This is a genomic window from Kitasatospora sp. NPDC057015, from assembly GCF_042673745.1.
In the GTDB taxonomy this organism is placed as follows: domain Bacteria; phylum Actinomycetota; class Actinomycetes; order Streptomycetales; family Streptomycetaceae; genus Kitasatospora.
Genome location: NZ_JBHUSG010000039.1, coordinates 1 through 17,312, shown reverse-complemented (window position 1 = coordinate 17,312; position 17,312 = coordinate 1). Strand labels below are relative to the sequence as shown.

The 17,312-nt window shown below is 71.3% G+C and carries 15 protein-coding genes; 9 read left to right on the top strand and 6 right to left on the bottom strand.

Features of this window, described 5'->3' with window-relative positions:
• Nucleotides 1-65: 65 nt before the first annotated feature.
• The gene (locus ACFTWP_RS29380; RefSeq protein WP_380267945.1) at nucleotides 66-1,358 is read right to left on the bottom strand and encodes an extracellular solute-binding protein; all 1,293 of its coding nucleotides are present in this window, start codon (nucleotides 1,356-1,358) and stop codon (nucleotides 66-68) included.
• A gap of 313 nt (nucleotides 1,359-1,671) precedes the next feature.
• On the opposite strand from ACFTWP_RS29380, the gene ACFTWP_RS29375 reads away from it, so the two are divergent.
• Together ACFTWP_RS29375 and ACFTWP_RS29370 are read left to right on the top strand one after the other, a co-directional pair.
• A complete protein-coding gene (locus ACFTWP_RS29375) occupies nucleotides 1,672-3,312 on the top strand; it encodes an endo-1,3-beta-xylanase (RefSeq protein WP_380267944.1) in 1,641 nt (546 codons plus the stop codon).
• Nucleotides 3,313-3,380: 68 nt separating this feature from the next.
• Nucleotides 3,381-4,586, top strand: coding sequence for a hypothetical protein (locus tag ACFTWP_RS29370; RefSeq protein ID WP_380267943.1), 1,206 nt, complete (start codon nucleotides 3,381-3,383; stop codon nucleotides 4,584-4,586).
• 66 nt (nucleotides 4,587-4,652) lie between these two features.
• Here the strand turns inward: ACFTWP_RS29370 and ACFTWP_RS29365 are convergent, their stop codons facing one another.
• Nucleotides 4,653-5,480: an alpha/beta fold hydrolase gene (locus ACFTWP_RS29365; protein WP_380267942.1), complete on the bottom strand. Its 828-nt coding sequence runs from the start codon at nucleotides 5,478-5,480 to the stop codon at nucleotides 4,653-4,655.
• A 334-nt stretch (nucleotides 5,481-5,814) separates the two neighbouring features.
• Here ACFTWP_RS29365 and bla point away from each other — a divergent pair, with 334 nt between their 5' ends.
• Nucleotides 5,815-6,729 carry a class A beta-lactamase gene (bla, locus tag ACFTWP_RS29360; RefSeq protein ID WP_380267941.1) on the top strand — a complete coding sequence of 305 codons (915 nt, stop codon included), beginning with the start codon at nucleotides 5,815-5,817 and terminating at the stop codon, nucleotides 6,727-6,729.
• Nucleotides 6,730-6,790: 61 nt separating this feature from the next.
• Here the strand turns inward: bla and ACFTWP_RS29355 are convergent, their stop codons facing one another.
• Both ACFTWP_RS29355 and ACFTWP_RS29350 read right to left on the bottom strand, forming a co-directional pair.
• Nucleotides 6,791-7,531, bottom strand: coding sequence for a class I SAM-dependent methyltransferase (locus ACFTWP_RS29355; protein WP_380267940.1), 741 nt, complete (start codon nucleotides 7,529-7,531; stop codon nucleotides 6,791-6,793).
• A 263-nt stretch (nucleotides 7,532-7,794) separates the two neighbouring features.
• Nucleotides 7,795-9,777, bottom strand: a complete 1,983-nt coding sequence (locus ACFTWP_RS29350; RefSeq protein WP_380267939.1) for a discoidin domain-containing protein — start codon at nucleotides 9,775-9,777, stop codon at nucleotides 7,795-7,797.
• Nucleotides 9,778-10,487: 710 nt separating this feature from the next.
• Between ACFTWP_RS29350 and ACFTWP_RS29345 the strand changes: the two genes are divergently transcribed.
• A complete protein-coding gene (locus tag ACFTWP_RS29345) occupies nucleotides 10,488-11,672 on the top strand; it encodes an acyl-CoA dehydrogenase family protein (RefSeq protein WP_380267938.1) in 1,185 nt (394 codons plus the stop codon).
• Nucleotides 11,673-11,802: 130 nt separating this feature from the next.
• On the opposite strand, the gene ACFTWP_RS29340 is transcribed toward ACFTWP_RS29345, so the two are convergent.
• Entirely contained in the window at nucleotides 11,803-12,969 is a 1,167-nt protein-coding gene (locus ACFTWP_RS29340) for an epoxide hydrolase family protein (RefSeq protein WP_380267937.1), read from the bottom strand.
• 392 nt (nucleotides 12,970-13,361) lie between these two features.
• On the opposite strand from ACFTWP_RS29340, the gene ACFTWP_RS29335 reads away from it, so the two are divergent.
• On the top strand, nucleotides 13,362-13,991 hold the full coding sequence (locus ACFTWP_RS29335; RefSeq protein WP_380267936.1) for a SigE family RNA polymerase sigma factor: 630 nt from the start codon (nucleotides 13,362-13,364) through the stop codon (nucleotides 13,989-13,991).
• The gene (locus ACFTWP_RS29330) at nucleotides 13,981-15,183 is read left to right on the top strand and encodes a hypothetical protein (protein WP_380267935.1); all 1,203 of its coding nucleotides are present in this window, start codon (nucleotides 13,981-13,983) and stop codon (nucleotides 15,181-15,183) included. Before ACFTWP_RS29335 ends, ACFTWP_RS29330 begins: the two co-directional genes overlap by 11 nt.
• Nucleotides 15,184-15,279: 96 nt before the next feature.
• Here the strand turns inward: ACFTWP_RS29330 and ACFTWP_RS29325 are convergent, their stop codons facing one another.
• Complete coding sequence (locus ACFTWP_RS29325) at nucleotides 15,280-15,594, bottom strand: hypothetical protein (RefSeq protein ID WP_380267934.1); 315 nt, start codon at nucleotides 15,592-15,594, stop codon at nucleotides 15,280-15,282.
• A gap of 63 nt (nucleotides 15,595-15,657) precedes the next feature.
• Between ACFTWP_RS29325 and ACFTWP_RS29320 the strand changes: the two genes are divergently transcribed.
• From ACFTWP_RS29320 to ACFTWP_RS29310, 3 genes are all read left to right on the top strand, one after another.
• Entirely contained in the window at nucleotides 15,658-16,104 is a 447-nt protein-coding gene (locus ACFTWP_RS29320) for an SRPBCC domain-containing protein (RefSeq protein ID WP_380267933.1), read from the top strand.
• Entirely contained in the window at nucleotides 16,101-16,454 is a 354-nt protein-coding gene (locus tag ACFTWP_RS29315; protein ID WP_380267932.1) for an ArsR/SmtB family transcription factor, read from the top strand. Before ACFTWP_RS29320 ends, ACFTWP_RS29315 begins: the two co-directional genes overlap by 4 nt.
• 67 nt (nucleotides 16,455-16,521) lie before the next feature.
• Nucleotides 16,522-16,863, top strand: coding sequence for a VOC family protein (locus tag ACFTWP_RS29310; protein WP_380267931.1), 342 nt, complete (start codon nucleotides 16,522-16,524; stop codon nucleotides 16,861-16,863).
• Nucleotides 16,864-17,312: the final 449 nt, after the last annotated feature.

Below are 17,312 nucleotides of genomic sequence, written 5' to 3'. Positions count from 1 at the left end.
GTGCGGGGGGGTGGGCGCGGGGCGGGCCGCCCTGGGGGGCCGGGGGTCGGGCCCGACGCGGCGGGTCAGTGGGAGAGGCTCTTCCTGGCCTCGGTGAGGGCCTTGTCCCAGGCCTCGGCGGTGGTCGACTTCTTCTGCTCGACCAGGCCGAGGGCGTTGCCGAACGGCACCCGCACCTGCTGGTCCTTGGTGCCGCGGAAGCTGGGCTTGAGGTCGCTCGCCGAGGAGGCGAAGATCTGGCCGGTCGGCGCGTCGCTGAAGTAGGCCTGCCTGGTGCCCTGGACGGCCGGGTCCTTCAGGACGTCGGTGAGCGAGGGCAGCGAGCCGGTCGGGCCCTGGAAGATGGACTTCTCCGCCTCGGGCGAGGTCAGGTAGGCGGCGAGCTCGGCGGCCTCCCTGACGTGCTTGCTCTGCTTGGGGACGGTGAGGAACGAGCCGCCCCAGTTCCCGCCGCCGCCGGGGACCGCGGCGATGTCCCACGTGCCGGCGGCCTCCGGGCCCGCGGCGGACTGGATGAGGCCGGTCATCCACGCCGGGCAGGTCATCGTCGCCATCCGGCCCTGCTTGATGCCCGCGTTCCACTGCTGGCTGAACGGCGAGAGCGAGGCCGACAGGCCCTTCTCGACGGCGCCGCCGGTGGCGTCGAAGAACTGCTTCACCTTCGGGTTGGTGTCGCCGATGTAGGCGTCCGAGGCGTCGAAGAAGCCGAACTCGGTCTGGTTCATCATCGCGGTGAAGACGTTGCCCGCGGAGTCGAACCACGCGTGGTCGGTGACCTTGGAGACGAAGGTCTCGCCGGTCTTGAAGTAGGAGTCCCAGGTGGGCCACAGCTTGGCGACCTCGGTGCGGTCGGTGGGCAGGCCGGCCTGCTGGAAGAGGTCCTTGCGGTAGCAGATCGCCAGGCCGCCGACGTCGGTGCCGTACCCCATCACGAAGTCGTCGCCGGCGGTGGACTGCGCCCACTTGTACGGCAGGTAGGCGTTCTTGCGGTCCTGGGCGCCGTACTCGGCGAGGTTGGCGAACTTGTCCTTCACCTCGCGGAACTTGGGCAGGTAGCCCTCCTCGATCGCGACCACGTCGGCCGCGCCGCTGCCCGAGGACAGCTGGGTGGAGAGGCTGTTGTGGTGCTGGTCGAGCTGGGAGACCCGCTCCTTGACGGTGATGTTCGGGTGGGACTTCTCGAACTCGGCGATCAGCGGCTTGTAGCCGAAGTCGCTGAAGGTCGCGACGGTCAGTGTGATCTTCCCGCCCGCGGAGTCACCGGACGCGGACCCCGAGGAGCACGAGGTGGCGAGCAGGGCGGTCGCCGCGGCGAGGGCGGCGATCGTGAGGGATCTGCGGGCACGGGGGGAACCCATGGCGAGCCTCCGGAGGGAGCGGTAAGGGTGGGGGAGGCGCCGGGCCGCGTCGGTTCCGGGAGAGTTCGACCGGTGGTGGCGCCGTGCACAACCTGCCGTCCGGCGAAACTCGGTGTCAAATGTTTCGAAGCAAGTTTCGAAGCGATGGACAGGCCAAATCCCTTAGCAGGGCGTGTTCGGGGCGCCAGGCTGTTTCGAAGTGACCCACTTCCACCTGCGGGTATCGACGAATGTTTACGACACTGTTGACGCGAGGATTCGAAGGTCACCACCATTCGAGTCCCCACCCAACGGAACGCCAAGGAGCACCTCCATGCGCCCCCTCCGCAGAGCAGGCCTGGCAGCGGTCGCGGCCTTCGCCGCCGCGGCTGCCCTCCTCGCCTCCCCGGCAGGCCAGCAGCCCGCCCAGGCCGCCGTGTCCGCCCGGAACCTGCCCGCCGACGGCAGGATCCTGTCGATCATGGGCCAGGACAGCGACACCCTCGCCCAGTACAAGGCCGACGTCGTCGACAGGGCCGCGCTCAACGCCCCCAAGCCCGGTGGCGTCACGCTCTACACCAACCTCGTGCTCGGCGGCACGCCCGAGCCGCTCGCCGGCATCGTCGGCCCCGCCGACTGGGGCGCGGGCCGGGTCGACTTCAACTCCACCCTCGCGCAGTACCCCGGCTCCTCGCTCGCCGTCGGCCTGTACCTCTCCGACGCCACCAGCGGCTGCAACAACCAGCCGCTGCGCGCCATCATCGGCCGCAGCGACGCCGACGTGACCGCCGGGAGCCCCAGCCTGATCACCCAGTACCGGGCCAAGGTCGACCAGATGGTCACCTCGCTCAAGGGCTACGACCGCCCCGTCTACCTGCGCGTCGGTTACGAGTTCGACGGCCCGTGGAACTGCTACAGCGCCGACTTCTACAAGCAGGCCTTCGCCTACATCAAGGGCCGCATCGACGCCCTCGGCGCGAGCAACGTCGCCACCGTCTGGCAGAGCGCGGCCTGGCCGCTCAACACCAACCCCGACCACCCCGAGTGGGGTTACGTCATCACCGACCCCCACCACTACGACAACTGGTACCCCGGCGACCAGTACGTCGACTGGGTCGCGCTCTCCTCGTTCTACAACTCCGGCTCCCTCGCCACCCAGTGGGGCTGCAGCAGCTACGACACCGCCCCCGTCGCCCTGCAGAACCGGGTCCTCGACTTCGCCCGCTCGCACGGCAAGCCCGTGATGATCGCCGAGTCCGCCCCGCAGGGCTACCAGACCGGCGCCCACACCAAGAGCTGCATCTTCAGGAAGAACAAGACGGCCGCGACCGGCCAGGACATCTGGAACGAGTGGTACGCCCCGTACTTCGCCTGGATCAACCAGAACCGCGACGTCATCCGCGCCGCCGCCTACATCAACACCAACTGGGACGGCCAGACCCTGTGGCAGTGCGCCGACGGCGCCTCCGCCGGCGGCACCGGCTGCTCCAACGGCTACTGGGGCGACTCCCGGATCCAGGCCGACCCGACCGTGCTCGCCAACTTCCTGGCCCAGATCCGCGGCGGGCAGTGGGTGAACGGCACCGGCGCCACCCCGCCGCCGCCCTCCGACTCGCCCTCCCCGTCCGGCTCCCCGAGGCCGACCACCTCCCCGTCGCCCACCTCCTCGCCGAGCCCCACCTCCTCGCCGTCCCCCAGCGGCAGCCAGGCACCGTACACCCAGGGTGTCGCCGCCGGCTCCGCGCCGGTGATCTGGTTCAAGCCGGCCGGCTTCACCGCCTCCTTCGTGACCGTTCACTACACCGTCAACGGCGGCGCCCAGGGCAACTACTTCCTCAACTGGAACTCCGGCGCGGCCCGTTGGGAGCTGCCCGTCACCCTGAAGCCCGGTGACAGGGTCACCTACCGGTTCGACTACCAGCGCTCCGACCAGACCTTCCAGGTGTCGACTCCCACCTGGACCGTCACCGTCTGACCTGCCCCGCCCACCCGCCGGGCCGATACGCGCACGCGTACCGGCCCGGTCCTCACCCCGGAGACCCCGTGCCCCCCACCCTGCACCGGTCCGCCCGCCTGCTGCTGCTCCCGATGCTGCTCCTCGGCCTGCTCGTCGGCGCCGCCCCGCAGTCGAACGCCGCCACCCCGCCGCAGCGCATCCTGCTCGCCGGGCAGTCCACCAAGGCCGCCTGGGACGACCTGAGCACCGTCACCGACGCCCCCGCCGGCGGCTCCGTCTACTACGAGCTCGCCTCCGGCACCTGGGTCTCGCCCGCCCACCGCGACTACGCCACCTTCCTCGCCTCCCAGGGCCGCACCGTCCAGATCGGCATCAGCTGGAAGGACAACCCGCCCGGCTACACCGGCGGCGACCGCGCCGCCCGCTCCCGCGCCGTCACCCAGGAACTCGCCGGCGGCCGGTACGCCGACCGCTTCGCGGCCCTGATCGCCTTCGTCAACCAGTACCCGCGGGCGACGTTCCTGCTGCGACTCGACTACGAGGTCAGCAGCGCCTTCCACTGCACCGACAGCAGCTGCTCCTCGTACAAGGGCGCCTTCGCCCGGATCCGCTCCCTGATCGACGGCCAGAAGCGCCAGGGCAACGTCCGTTACGTCTACCACCCGGTGCGCGGCGAGTACGCCCAGCTCTACCCCGGGGACGCGGTCGTCGACCGGATCGGCGTCTCGATCTTCGCGCACGAGCTGTGCCTGCCGATCTACGACCACGGGTACCTGTACAACGGCACCCCGCCGAACAACTACGACACCGACGCCCTCCAGTGCCGCAACCCGTACATCGGCACCGACGGTTGGGGCAACCCGGCCGCGATCTGGAAGAACTGGGACTACGACGGCAACGTGCTCGGCATGATGAAGTTCGCCCAGGACCACGGCAAGGAGATGATCGTCTCCGAGGGCGGCATGATGAACTTCACCGCCGACGGCGGCGCCACCGACGGCATGGAGCAGAGCCGTGGCGCGCTCTGGATGCAGCGCCTGTTCGGCCTGCTCGACTACAGCGGCCCGATCCCCAACCAGTCCGGCACGTACGACCTCTCACGGGTCGTCACCGCCGTCGCCTACATCGACCTCGACTTCCGCTACGGCTGGGACGCCGTGCCGGACGGCACCTTCGACTTCCCGCCGGACAGCACCTGGTTCGTCGACGGGCGGGTCTCCCGGTACGGCGCCGCGCGGACGGCCTTCTGCCAGGGTCTCGCCACGACGGGTTTCACCACCCGCTGCCGCTGACCCCGGCGCGCGGTGACCGTCGGCCCCGCCCGGGGGAGCCGACGGTCACCGGTCCGCGCGCCCGCGTCACTCCTTGAGGAAGTCGAGGAGGTCGCGGTTGAACCGCTCCTTGTCGCCCGGGACGAGGGCGATGCCGTGGGAGCCGCCCTCGTACACCTTGAGCGTGGCGTTCGGGATGATCCGGGCGGCCTTCCGCCCGGTGGCGTCGATCGGCACCACCTGGTCGTCGTCGCCGTGCACGATCAGGGTGGGGACGTCGAACTTCCGCAGGTCCTCGTGGAAGTCGGTGGCGGCGAACGCGTCCACGCACCGGACCCCGGCCTCGATGCTCTCGTGCATCGCCATGAACCAGAAGGCGTCCCTGTTGCCCTGGGTGGCCCTCGTGCCGGCGCGGTCGGCGCTGAGGAACCCGACCGAGGTGTCCTTCCAGAACTGCGAGCGCTCACTCAGGATGCCCTGCTTGATCTGGTCGAAGACCTCCTGCGGGACGCCCTCCGGATTGTCCGGCCCCTGCAGCATCAGCGGGGGAATGGCCGCCAGGAGCACCGCGGAGCGGATCCGCCCGGTGCCGTGCCGGCCGATGTAGCGGGCCAGCTCGCCACCGCCCATGGAGTGCGCGACCAGGGTGACGTCGCGCAGGTCCAGGCCGGTGAGCAGCTCGTCGAGGTCGTCCGCGAAGGTGTCGAAGTCGTAGCCGCCCCAGGGCTGCGAGGAGCGGCCGTGACCGCGGCGGTCGTGGGCGACGCCGCGGTAGCCCGCGTCCGCCACCGCCTTCATCTGGTCGTCCCAGGCGTCCGCGTTCAGCGGCCAGCCGTGGATGAAGACGACCGGGCGCCCGCTGCCCCAGTCCTTGTAGAAGATCTCGACCCCGTCACGGGTTGTGCGGTACGGCATGAGCCGGTGCTCCTTCGAAGGGATGGGCGTGCCGGCAGCCGGAAGGCCGCCGCACCCCGGAGGGCTCGCGCGCGGCCGGCCGCCACGCCCCATCCAAGGGTCCGGCCCCGGGTGCCGCACCCCGGTCCGCCGGGCCTTGGGCCTATCGGGTGATCCCGGCGACGTCCCGGTGTGCGGCACCCGGCCGGGTCGTACCACTGCATGGGTGGGCCGGCCGGTGGCAGAGGACGGGGCACGGGCGTCCGCGCAGCCGTACGGGGGGACGAACGGACCGGGACGGCCGGACGGGAGGCCGCCGGGTGCGGCTGCGGCACGTCCGCACGAGCAGAGGAGCATGGTCATGGAGCTGCGTCCGAGCCGGCGCGGGGTTCTCGCCGGAGCCGCCGCGACGGCTCTCACCGGTGTTCTGCCCGTCGGGGGTGGGGCTTTCGCGCGGGGCACGGACGACGAGGGCCTCACGGGCCGGCTGCGCGCCCTGGAGCAGGCGCACTCCGCGCGGCTGGGGGTCTTCGCGAGGGACACGGTCACGGGCCGGACGGTGCTGTACCGCGCGGAGGAGCGCTTCCCGATGTGCTCGACGTTCAAGACGATCGCGGTGGCCGCCGTCCTGAGGGACCTCGACCGGGAGGGTGAGTTCCTCGCCGGGCGCCTCCGGTACACGGAGCGGGACGTCGCGCGGTCGGGCTACGCGCCGATCACCGGCCTGCCCGGGAACCTCGCGGGTGGCATGACCGTCGCGGCCCTGTGCGCCGCAGCCGTCGAGCACAGCGACAACACCGCGGCGAACCTCCTGCTGCGCGAGCTCGGCGGCCCGGCGGCGGTCACCCGCTTCTGCCGCTCCCTCGGGGACGGGGTGACCCGGCTCGACCGGTGGGAGCCCGCACTGAACTCGGCGGAGCCGGGGCGGGGGACGGACACCTCAAGCCCGCGCGCGATCGGCCTCACCTACGCCCGGCTCGCCGTCGGAGACGCTCTCGAAGCGCGGGACCGCGAGCTGCTGACCGGGTGGCTGCTCGCCTGCACGACCGGCGGCCACCGCCTCCGCGCGGGGCTGCCCGCGGGCTGGACCGTCGCGGACAAGACCGGTACCGGCGGCTACGGCACCACCAACGACGTCGGCATCGTCCGGCCACCCGGCCGGGGACCGATCGTGATGGCGGTCCTGGCCACCAAGCGGGACGCCGCCGCACCCGCGGACGAGCCGCTGCTCGCCGAGACCGCAGCCCTGCTGGCCGCGGCACTGGCCTGAGCTCGAACGGACATGCCCTGACGGCCCGCCCCCGGACCGGCCGGGGACGGGCCGAACGGGGTCAGGCGCGGCAGCGCAGCATCGTCAGCGGCGGGTTGGCGGCGAAGTCGTCCCAGAACTCCCGGCCGTACGCGTGCACGCCGTCGGCGGAGATCTCCAGGGGGACCCAGGCGAGGTCGTGGAACCCGGCCGCCCGCAGGGAGTTCTCGTAGACCTCGCGGCTGGGCGGGTTCGCGACGAACGAGATCGGCGGGTCGAGCAGCGCGGTGATCCGCACCCGCGGCCCGATCTCGGTCTCCTCGCCGAGCGACTCGCACAGGAAGCCGTACTTGGCCAGGGACGGCCCGTCGAAGCGGTAGTCGGGGTGCTGCACGAAGGCGAAGAACTCGGCTCCGTCCGCGAGGCTTTCGTGGATGTTGCGACACATCCGTTCGATGGTGGCCACGTCCTCGGCGTAGTTGAACAGCTGGACCGCGACCGCGAGGTCGAAGGGCTGCTCGAAGGTGCGCAGCTCGGCGACGTCGCCGACCTCGTAGTGCACGCCCAGCGGGTCCCGGTCCTCCAGGGCCCGGGCCGCCTCGACCATCGCGCCGGAGATGTCGACGCCGAGCACGCGGGACGCGCCGCGGCGCTTGAACTCCCGGCTGTAGAAGCCGGTTCCGGAGGCCAGGTCGAGGATCGACCTGCCCTTGACGTCGCCGACCAGGGAGAGGAAGCCGGGCACCTCGCCGTAGCGCGCGAGGGGGAGGGTCTTGAACCCCTCGAACGCCTCGCCGATCTCGTCGTACAGCTGACCGCTCATCGTGCTGTTCCCCCTCTGCGCCCGGCCTCGGCCTCGGTTCGGGCCGTGACCCCTGGCGGGAAGTCTCCCTCCCGTCGACCGGGGCGTCGTACTGGCGGAAGCCACAAACCTGCCGTCGCTCCCGGCCGGTGAGGTCTTCATGTTCGTCCCGGACGACGAGCTGACCGTGCGTCAAGGAGGGCGAGGTGAGGCGCCGGTGGGCCGGCCGTCGGCACCCGGCCGGCCCACCGGGAGGCGGGTCGCCCGCCTCCCGGATGCGGCGATCAGGCGGCGTACACCCGGAACTCCGAGATCTGCCCGGCCGGCCAGCCCGTGTTGGCGGTGATCACCAGCCGGAGGTACCGGGTGCTCACGGTGGCGGGGAGGGTCAGCGTGGCGGTGTTCCCGGTGGCCGGGTCGAACGTGTACGCCGCGGCACCCAACAGCTGCCCGAAGGAGCCGCTGTCGGTGCTGCCCTGGACGGCGACGGTCTGCGTCCGGGTCGACCACGCGGTGGCCGGCGGCAGCGTCAGGACGATCCGGCGGACCCCGGTGACCGCGCCCAGGTCGACCTGGAGCCACTGCGGGAAGGCGTTGTTGGCGCTCTCCCAGTAGGTGTTCGGGTCACCGTCCACGACGTTGCCCGAACCGTAGACCTGGGTGTGGCTGCTCTCCGCGGTGGGCCGGTGCAGGGCGAGGTTGACGGTGGGCGAGCTGCCGGCCGTCGTCGTGGCCGTGGTCTGGTTGGACGGCTGGGAGACGCCGCCGGCCGCGTCGAGCGCCTGCACGTCGAAGGTGTAGGACGTGGAGGCGGTGAGCCCGCTCATGGTGAAGGCGGTGGCGTTCCCCGCGACGGTGCCGACCGGGGTGGCGGTGGAGCCGGTGACCTGGCGGATCCGGTAGCCCGTGACACCGACGTTGTCGGTGGAGGCCGTCCAGGCCAGCGCCACCGTGGTGTCGCTCTGGGCCGTGACGTGCAGCGCGCCGGGGGCGGTCGGCGGCACGGTGTCGCCACCGCCGCCGACGACCGGCGCGGTGGGCCGGACGGCGGTGAGGGCGAGCTGGCCCTTCAGCATCCGGCCGCCGTCGCCGGTCAGCCGCAGGTAGTAGTCGGAGGAGCAGGCCGTGCCGTCCTCGTCGAGCGCGAGGAAGCCCGATCCGGCCGGCACCCAGGCCTGCGACTCGGCGGTCTTCGCGATCTGGTTGCCCTCGTTGTACTCGTCGAACATCGAGATGTAGACGCTCGGCACCCCGGCCCGGCCCATGTTGTAGAACTGCCGCCACATGAAGTCGCCGTGGGCGCGCTGATGCCCGGAGACCCCGCCGGGCAGGACGCACGGCTGGTAGTCGATGCCGTGCGCGGCGCACTCCGCGAGGTCGGGCACGGTCGCGACGTTGTAGAAGTTGTCGGCGTCCGCGACGTTGCCGATCCGGCCGACCATCCACGGCGAGAGCATGTCGAAGGCGTGGTAGACGCCGCCGAAGCCGGGGCGGGAGTCCCGGTCGCCGGTCCGCCACCAGGTCGGCACCCCGCCGATCACGTAACATCCCTGCGCCTTGAACCAGTTCACCACGTCCAGGCAGGCGTCCGGCCCGAACGGCCGCTGGTTGTCGTTGAAGCCGAATCCCCAGATGCACACCACCGGCTTGCCGTTCTGCCGCGCGTACGCGGACGAGGCGGTGTGCGCCCGCATCTTGTTCGTCCAGTCGGTCTTGATGTCCGCCTGCATGGTCGTCCAGTCGGAGACGTCGTACATCACGTAGAACTTGACGCCCTGGGACTCGGCCGCGCTGCGCACCTTGCCCGCCATCGCGTCGCGGGTCGGTCCCTCGCCGCCGGTGGGGTTGAACCGCTGGAGGGCCGCGGTGTCGATGCCGTACTGCTTCATCCAGCGGAAGTGCACGTCCACGGTGGACTGGTCGTAGGAGGAGAACAGCGAGGCCGGCTGCCCGTTGCCGAGGCTGCCGTAGGCGGTGCGGTAGGTCGTCGGGTAGTCGCGGACGTCCGGCCAGGCCACGATGGCGTTGTTGGACGGGGACGGCGACTGGCCCCAGTTCTGGGCCCAGTGCCACCAGCCGTTGACGGGGGCACCGTCCCCGGCGCAGGCGAACCAGCCCTGGTAGCCCACGGTCACCTTGCCGACCACGTCGCCGGGCCCGCTCGCCGCGGACGCGGGCCCGGCGAGCGCGGTCTCCCCGAGCCCCATCGCTCCGGCGACCCCCGCCGCGGCTGCGGCCTGCAGAAACGCCCGACGCGTGACACCCATCTGGTTCTCCTTCGATTGGTTGTCAACTCCGCAGCCGGAACGGATGGTTGGGCGGTGGCGGCAGCGCGGAGCCCGATGCGGGGGAGCGTAACGAGATGGACATGCAAGCGCAATAGACTGCTCACGTTGCGCAAAAAGTTATCGCTCTAGCGCAACAAAGTTTCGCTCGCGGCAGGGCGGGGGTGCAGTCGGTCGGTGCGCTGGGCGCGACCGTCGGCGCGCACCGAGGCGACCGAGCGGGTCGCACCCCCGCCGCCCGTGCCCACGGAACGCCGCGGCCGGGCGCCGTCCGGCTCCCGGCATGCTGCTCCGGCGCCCGGGATCGGCCCATTGCGTCGGCGCCCGGGCGGGCGGACGGCCGGGCGAATTCGATGCGGAAGGCGGCGGTCCGCACCTCGCCGTCGCGGTCGGCCGAGGAGTGCCCGCCGGACGGAGTGCGCAACGACGACCGCCACCCGTCCGGCCCGGAGAATTCCGGTCCCGCCGGTGCGGCGACTGCATACACATGGGATATTGACCCGACGCCCATGCGAATGCTGGGAGAGCATTCCAATGTGCCTGTAGCGCACCTTCTCAGGGCTCGGCAACGTGGGAGAAGTTCGAAAACGCAGCACCGGTCAGAGTGAATCCGGCTGGTGCCGAATGGGCGCCCAACCGGGTCGGAAATACTCCCGAAATACTTCTCCCTGTCACCGTACCGAGGAGCGCAGATGACGATCATCCAGGTGCCGGCGAACGCCGAGCTCGTCCGCCGGGCAACCGAGTTGGTCCCCCTGATCCGGAAGCACGCCGTCTGGCAGGAGGAGAACCGGGTCCTGCACGAGGAGGTGCTCCGGGGGGTCGCCGCCGCCGGCCTGACGAGGATGAGGGTCCCGATCCGCTACGGCGGCTTCGAGTCCGACGTGCGCACGGTGTGCGAGGTGATCGCCGAACTCGCCCGCGGCGACGGCTCCGTCGGGTGGACGGTGAGCACGATGACGATCAGCTCCTGGCTGGCCGGGCTGTTCCCGGACGAGGTGCAGGACGAGATCTTCGCCGACCCCGACGTCCGCATCGGCAGCAGCGTCAGTCCGAACGGCGTCGCCGTGCCGTCCGAGGGCGGGGCGGTCCTCAACGGCAGGTGGCCCTTCAGCACCGGCGTGTCGAACAGCCGGTGGTTCGTCCACTCGGCCGTGCTGGCCGGTGAGGACGGCGCCTTCGCCCCCGTGATGATCGCCGTGCCGACGTCGGAACTGACGATCGTCGACGACTGGCACACCGTGGGCCTGCGCGGTACGGGCAGCGTGACGACCGTCGCCCAGGACCTGTTCGTCCCCGAGGGGCGCATCCTGCCGATGCTCCCCCTGGTGCTGCAGGGCCGGCACCGTTCCGAGCTGAACGCCGAGTCCCTGATGTGGAGGTCGCCGTTCTCGCCGATCACCGCCGCCGGAGCCGCCGCCGTTCCGCTGGGCATGGCCAGGGCCGCGCAGGAGGCGTTCTTCGAGCGGCTCCCGAACCGCCGGATCACCTACACCGGTTACGAGCGCCAGGCCGAGGCGCCGCTCACCCACCTCCAGGTGGCCGAGGCGGCGATGAGGATCGACGAGGCCGCGTTCCACGTGCACCGCGCGGCCGAGCGGGTCGACGGCAAGGTCCGCGCCGGCGAAGCCTGGTCCATGGCGGAACGGGCCCTCGCGCGCATGGAGATGGGCGCCTCCACGCAGCGGGCCAAGGAGGCGGTGGACATCCTCAACACCGCCAGTGGCGGCTCGTCGATCTACTCCGACCAGCCGATGCAGCGCATCGAGCGGGACATCCAGACGATCAGCCTGCACGGCGTCCTGCACCCGAACACGAACCTCGAACTGTACGGGCGCGTGCTGTGCGGACTGGAGCCCGACACGCACCTGATCTGAGACCGGCCGCGTTCGCAGGGGTGTTCGGGTCACACGACCCGAGCACCCCTCCGGCCGTTGCGGCTCCCCGGCCTTCACCGCGCGCGGGACCGCCGCCGGCAGGTGCGCCGGCGGCGGCTCGGCCGGGGGGTCAGTCCTGCGGGAGGGACCGGGCGAACGCCCGGACGTCCGCCACGTACAGGTCCGGCTCCTCCATCGCGGGGAAGTGGCCGCCGCGCTCGAACTCCGACCAGTGCGTGATCGTCGGCAGCACCTGGTCGGCGAACCGGCGCAACGGGAGGGCGGCGTCGTGCGGGAACACCGCGACGCCCGCGGGCATCGTCAGCTTCCACGGACCGCCCAGGCGGGCGGCGATGTTGGGGTTGGTGCGGTCCAGCGACTCGTAGTAGAGCTGGGCCGACGAGCCGGCCGTCGCGGTCAGCCAGAAGACGGCGACGTTCGCCAGCATCAGGTCGCGGTCGATCGCGTCCTCGGGCACCTGGTCGGAGTCGGTCCACTCGCGGTACTTCTCCATGATCCACGCGAGTTGGCCGACCGGGGAGTCGGTGAGGCCGTAGGCCACCGTCTGCGGGCGCGTGGCCAGGAGCTTGAGGTGCGCCGACAGCTCCAGGTCGAAGTACACGAGCTTGCCCAGCCGCTGCATCTCAGCCTCGCCGAGCCCGGCCAACTCGGCGGGATCCTGCGGCGGGAAGGTCACCAGCGAGTTCACGTGCACACCCGCCACGTGCTCGGCGTCGGCCATGCACAGCTCCAGCGACACCATCATGCCCCAGTCGCCGCCCTGCACCACGTACCGCTCGTAGCCGAGTCGGGCCATCAGCTCCTTCCACGCCCGCGCCACCCGGTGGTGGTCCCACCCGGCCTCGCGGACGGGGCCGGAGAAGCCGAAGCCGGGAATGGTCGGGATCACCAGGTGGAACGCGTCCGCCGGGTCACCGCCGTGCGCGCGCGGATCGGTCAGCGGGCCGACCACGTCCAGGAACTCGACGAACGTACTGGGCCAGCCGTGCGTGACCAGCAGCGGCCTGGCGTCCGGCTCGGGCGACCTGACGTGCAGGAAGTGGACGTTCGCGCCGTCGATCTCCGTGGTGAACTGCGGGAGTTCGTTGATCCGGGATTCCATCGCCCGCCAGTCGAAACCGGTGCGCCAGTACTCCGCCAACTCCTTGAGGTAACCGACGGGAACACCTCGCGACCAGCCGGCACCGGCCACCTCGTCCGGCCACCGGGTCTGTTCCAGTCGCCGGTGAAGGTCGTCGAGATCGGCCTGCGGGACATTTATGCGGAAAGGTTGCACGATTCTGCTGCCTTTCATTCGGGATGCCTCATGCTACTGATCCGTCCGACCGGCCGACAAGAGCGCCGAATAACCCGGGAAAAACTGCGCAGCCTGGAAGAACAATTCCGTCGACGGGCATTCTCGAAGAAGTTTCGGCAGTCGTCGGGGACTATTGTGTCCGCCAATTCCCGTCCTCGCCCGGCCCGCCGGAGGGGACGATCGTGTGCGTGATCTCCCGACCGGGGCTCCTGACCCCGGCCGACGCGCTCCCCGTCACCGCCGGCCCGCCGCCCCCGGCGACGTCGATGCGGGGTTCGGCGTCCGGCGCACCTGTACAGGCGCGGGCGGGATCCGTGGCGCGACCCTGCCACATGACCACCGGTCAACAGCGTTAGAAGAACATGGACCACATGACGAACGCGGAGCGGCCGGAAGATTCGGCGCCGCCCGACTTCCCGGCCTTCGCCGCATCCCGGGGCCGACATCTCCTGCGAACGGCCTTTCTGCTCACCGGGGGTGACGCCCACCTGGCCGAGGACCTCGTGCAGGAGGCACTCGGCCGTGTCTTCGTGAAGTGGCGCAAGGTCTCCCGGCTGGAGAACCCCAGCGGCTACGTCCAGACCGTGCTGGTCAACACCTTCCTGTCGTACCGCCGACGGCGCAGCAGCTCGGAGCGGGTGACCGACACCTTCCCGGAGATCGCCGTGGAGGGGCCGGACCCGGCCCTGCGGCTGACGCTGCTGCGTGCGCTGGCGGAGATTCCGGCACAGGACCGCGCGGTACTGGTGCTGCGGTTCTGGGAGGACCGCAGCGTGGAGGAGACGGCCGCCGCGCTGCGGATGAGCGGTACGGCGGTGCGCTCGCGCAGCAGCAGGGCACTGGCCCGGATGCGCGCCACCCTCGGCGAGGGCTTCGGGGCCGACGACTCCGAACGCGCCGGTCAGCTCGGCGGCCCCGGCCACGCCCCCGCACCGGCCGCCCCCGGCCGGGCGGCCACGGATCACGGCAACAACAAGGCGGTACTCGGCCATGTCCTTTGAAGACGACTTCGCCCACGCCCTGCGCGGCGCGGCCACCCTGGCACCGGACCCGGCACTGCACGCCCTGGTGGCGGACGCCGAACGGCGCGGCCGGCGCCGCCGAGGCCGACGTCGGACGCTGCTGGTCGGCGGTCTCGCCGCCGCAGTCCTGGCGGCGGGGAGCCTCTCCGCCCTCGTCCCCGCCATCGACGCGGGCCCGGCCCGGCCGGCCGTCGAGTCGATGACCTCCGAGGAGGTCGTCGAGCTGGTGACCTCCCTGCTGCCCCGGGGCGAGATCCGGTTCGTCAACGTCGGCACACCCGGGACGCCCGGCCCCACCGGGGACCGGTACCGGACCGACGCCGCCCTCTACTTCGACGACGGCAAGGGGGCGAGCGTGGTGTCCTTCACCGTCGACCGCACCGAGATGACCCCGGATGCCGCCGCCGTCTGCATGGACCCGTTCAGCACCCCGCAGGACTCCTGCGAGCGGACGGTCGCCGCGGACGGATCCGCGGTGGTGATCGACAGGCTTCGGGACCGGGACAACGCCGACGCCCGCGAATGGCGGGCGACCTGGGCCGCCGCGGACGGCCGCCGGGTGCAGATCTTCGAGCACAACGGGGAGGCGAACAGGCCCAACCGGGAGACCCCCCCGCTCGACGCCGACCAGCTGCGCACCCTGGCCGCCGCACCGGGCTGGCAGCGCCTCTTCGACGCGCTGCCCGCGCGGGAGAACCCGCCGAAGCCCGCGACGCCCGAGCCCGGCCCGAAGGCCGACGAGGTACTGGCGAAGCTCGTCCCGCTGATTCCGCCGGGCGCGGTGGTGAGCGCCCAGGGCGCGGGGCGGATCGCGCACCTGACGGTCACCTACGAGGGGCGGACCAGCATGCTGGCGGTGAGCGTCACCCCGGCGGGCGCACGCGGCATCGAGGACAAGGAGTACGCCGAATCGGCGGGCTCCGCCGGGCCGTTGGCGGTGCGCGAAGGGGGCCCGGACGCCAGTACCGTCGTCACCAACAGGTTCGGGAACGGCAAGACGGCGGTGGACCCGATCCTGCACTGGACGGCGGCGGTCTACTACGCCGACGGCCTGCACATCGAGCTCAACGAGTGGAACGGGGAGAACGACTACACCGCCCGCCCCGGGACTCCGGCGCTCGATCTGGACCAGCTGAAGGCGATCGTCACGGCCCCGGCCTGGCGCCCATGACGCGTACCGCCCTGTCGCACCGGTCATCGATTGCCGGACTGCCCCCCGCGTGGGGGCCGGCCGACTCGCGCCGCGCGGATCTGCGGGAGCCACCGGTCAGCGGGAGTCACCGGCCGCGTCCAGGAGCGGGCCGAGGGCGCTCCGGAGGTCCGCCGGTCCGCGGTAGAGCACGCCGGTCATGCCGAGTGCGGCGGCGTTGACGTTCGCCGGCCGGTCGGCTGCCGCACGGCCGGCCGGTCGGCGGTTCGGCAGGTCGGCAGCTCGCGCGGGTGGCGGGTGGGTGCTCGCGGGCACTGACCGCACCCGGCGGGGCGGCCAGGCGACGGGCAGTGCGGCGGCGAGCACGAACAGGCCGGCGAACCGGGGCGGCCGCCGGGTGCCCTCGACGGTCGTGCAACGTTTTGGTTGCACGACATTCGGCCGACGTGCAATAATTTGGTTGCACTCGGTACCGGTACTTGAAGGGGTTCCCTGATGAGCGAAGACATGATCGAGCGTGACACCCTGATCGATGCTTCGGTGGAGCGTGTCTGGTCGTTGGTGTCCGCACCGGGCTTCTGGGTGGCCGATCCGGAGAGCGTGCGGGGTACCACCGCGGTCGAGGGTGAGTCGACGGTGGCGAGGAACCCGGAGCACGGTGACTTCCCGGTGAGCGTGGTGAAGGTGGAGCCGCCGCTGTACGTGGCGTACCGCTGGGCGCCCGCCTCGCCGGGTCAGGAGCTGACGGAGGGCAACAGCACCCTGGTGGAGTTCACGTTGTCGGCGGAGGGTGACAAGACCCGTCTGACCGTGGTGGAGAGTGGTTTCGCCGCGCTGGCCGTGTCCGAGGAGGTGCGCGACCAGACGATCCAGAACCTCTCGGCCGGCTGGCCGCAGGTCCTGGACGAGGCGAGGAAGCGCGTCGAAGAGTCGACTGTGTGAGGGCGGACCCCGGCGGTGTGGTGGGCGAGGTCGGCAGCGTTCTGGTAGCGCTCGCCGATCCCACCCGTCGCCGACTGCTCGACCTGCTGGCCGCCCAGGGCGCGGCCACCGCGACGACGCTCGCCGGGGGGCTGCCCGTCTCCCGGCAGGCGATCGTCAAACACCTCGCCGTCCTGGACGGAGCCGGGCTCGTCGTCGGCTGCCGGGTCGGGCGTGAGGTGAGGTACTCGCTGCGGCCCGCGGGCCTGGACGCCACCACCCGGTGGATGTCCTCGCTCGCCGCGGACTGGGACCGCCGGCTGGCGGTCGTCAAACGTGCCGCCGAGGCGGCGGGACGCGATGTGGCGTAGTACCGGAACGCGTGGTGCGGCATTCCGCCGCCGCCGCGACCTGTGATCACACATCAAGGAGATTGACATGGCTACGCTGAAGCCCGGAAGCATGCTGCTCGGCACGACCCGTCCCGAGGAGCTGCGGGCCTGGTACGTCAAGGCGCTGGCACCGGAGTTCACCGGTGAGGGCGCGATCGACCTCGGCGGCTTCCTGCTGGTCATCGACGGGCGTGACGACGTCGAGGCGAAGAACAACCAGCCGGGTCGCGTCATCATCAACTTCCACGTCGAGGACTTCGACGCCATCGAGGCCCAGCTCAACGCGGCCGGCGTCGAGTGGGTCTCGATCGAGGACCGCGAGAAGGGCAAGTTCGGCACCTTCGCCGACCTCGACGGGAACTACCTCCAGATCATCCAGTGGAAGTAGCGGTCTGAGATCGGACACCCTCCAGGGCCCGTCTTCGAACTCCCGTCTCCGGGTGCACGATCCCCGGCCTCCGGCCGCGGGGTGCTCCTGCCGCACGGACTCGGTCCTGCGCTTCGCGATGCAGGCTCCGAGGTGCGGCCCGCCCTGCGGGGTGGACGGCGGGAGTTCGAGGACGGGCCCTGGCCCTGTCGCGGGGCCGTGGTCGTCCTCGGTCGCGTCAGGCCCGCGGGTCGGGCGGCCCGTTCACCGGGACGACATCACGCATCACGAGAAGAAGGAAGAGTGGACATGAGTACCCAGCAGGTGGCGTTGAGCCCGGGGCGGGCGAATCTTGCGCTGGCCACGTTGTTCTTAGGGATGTTCGTCCTGGGCAGTGGTGAGCTGCTCGTGGTGGGTGTGCTGGACCGGATCGCCGCCGATCTGCACGTGACGATCGCCGAGGCGGGCAC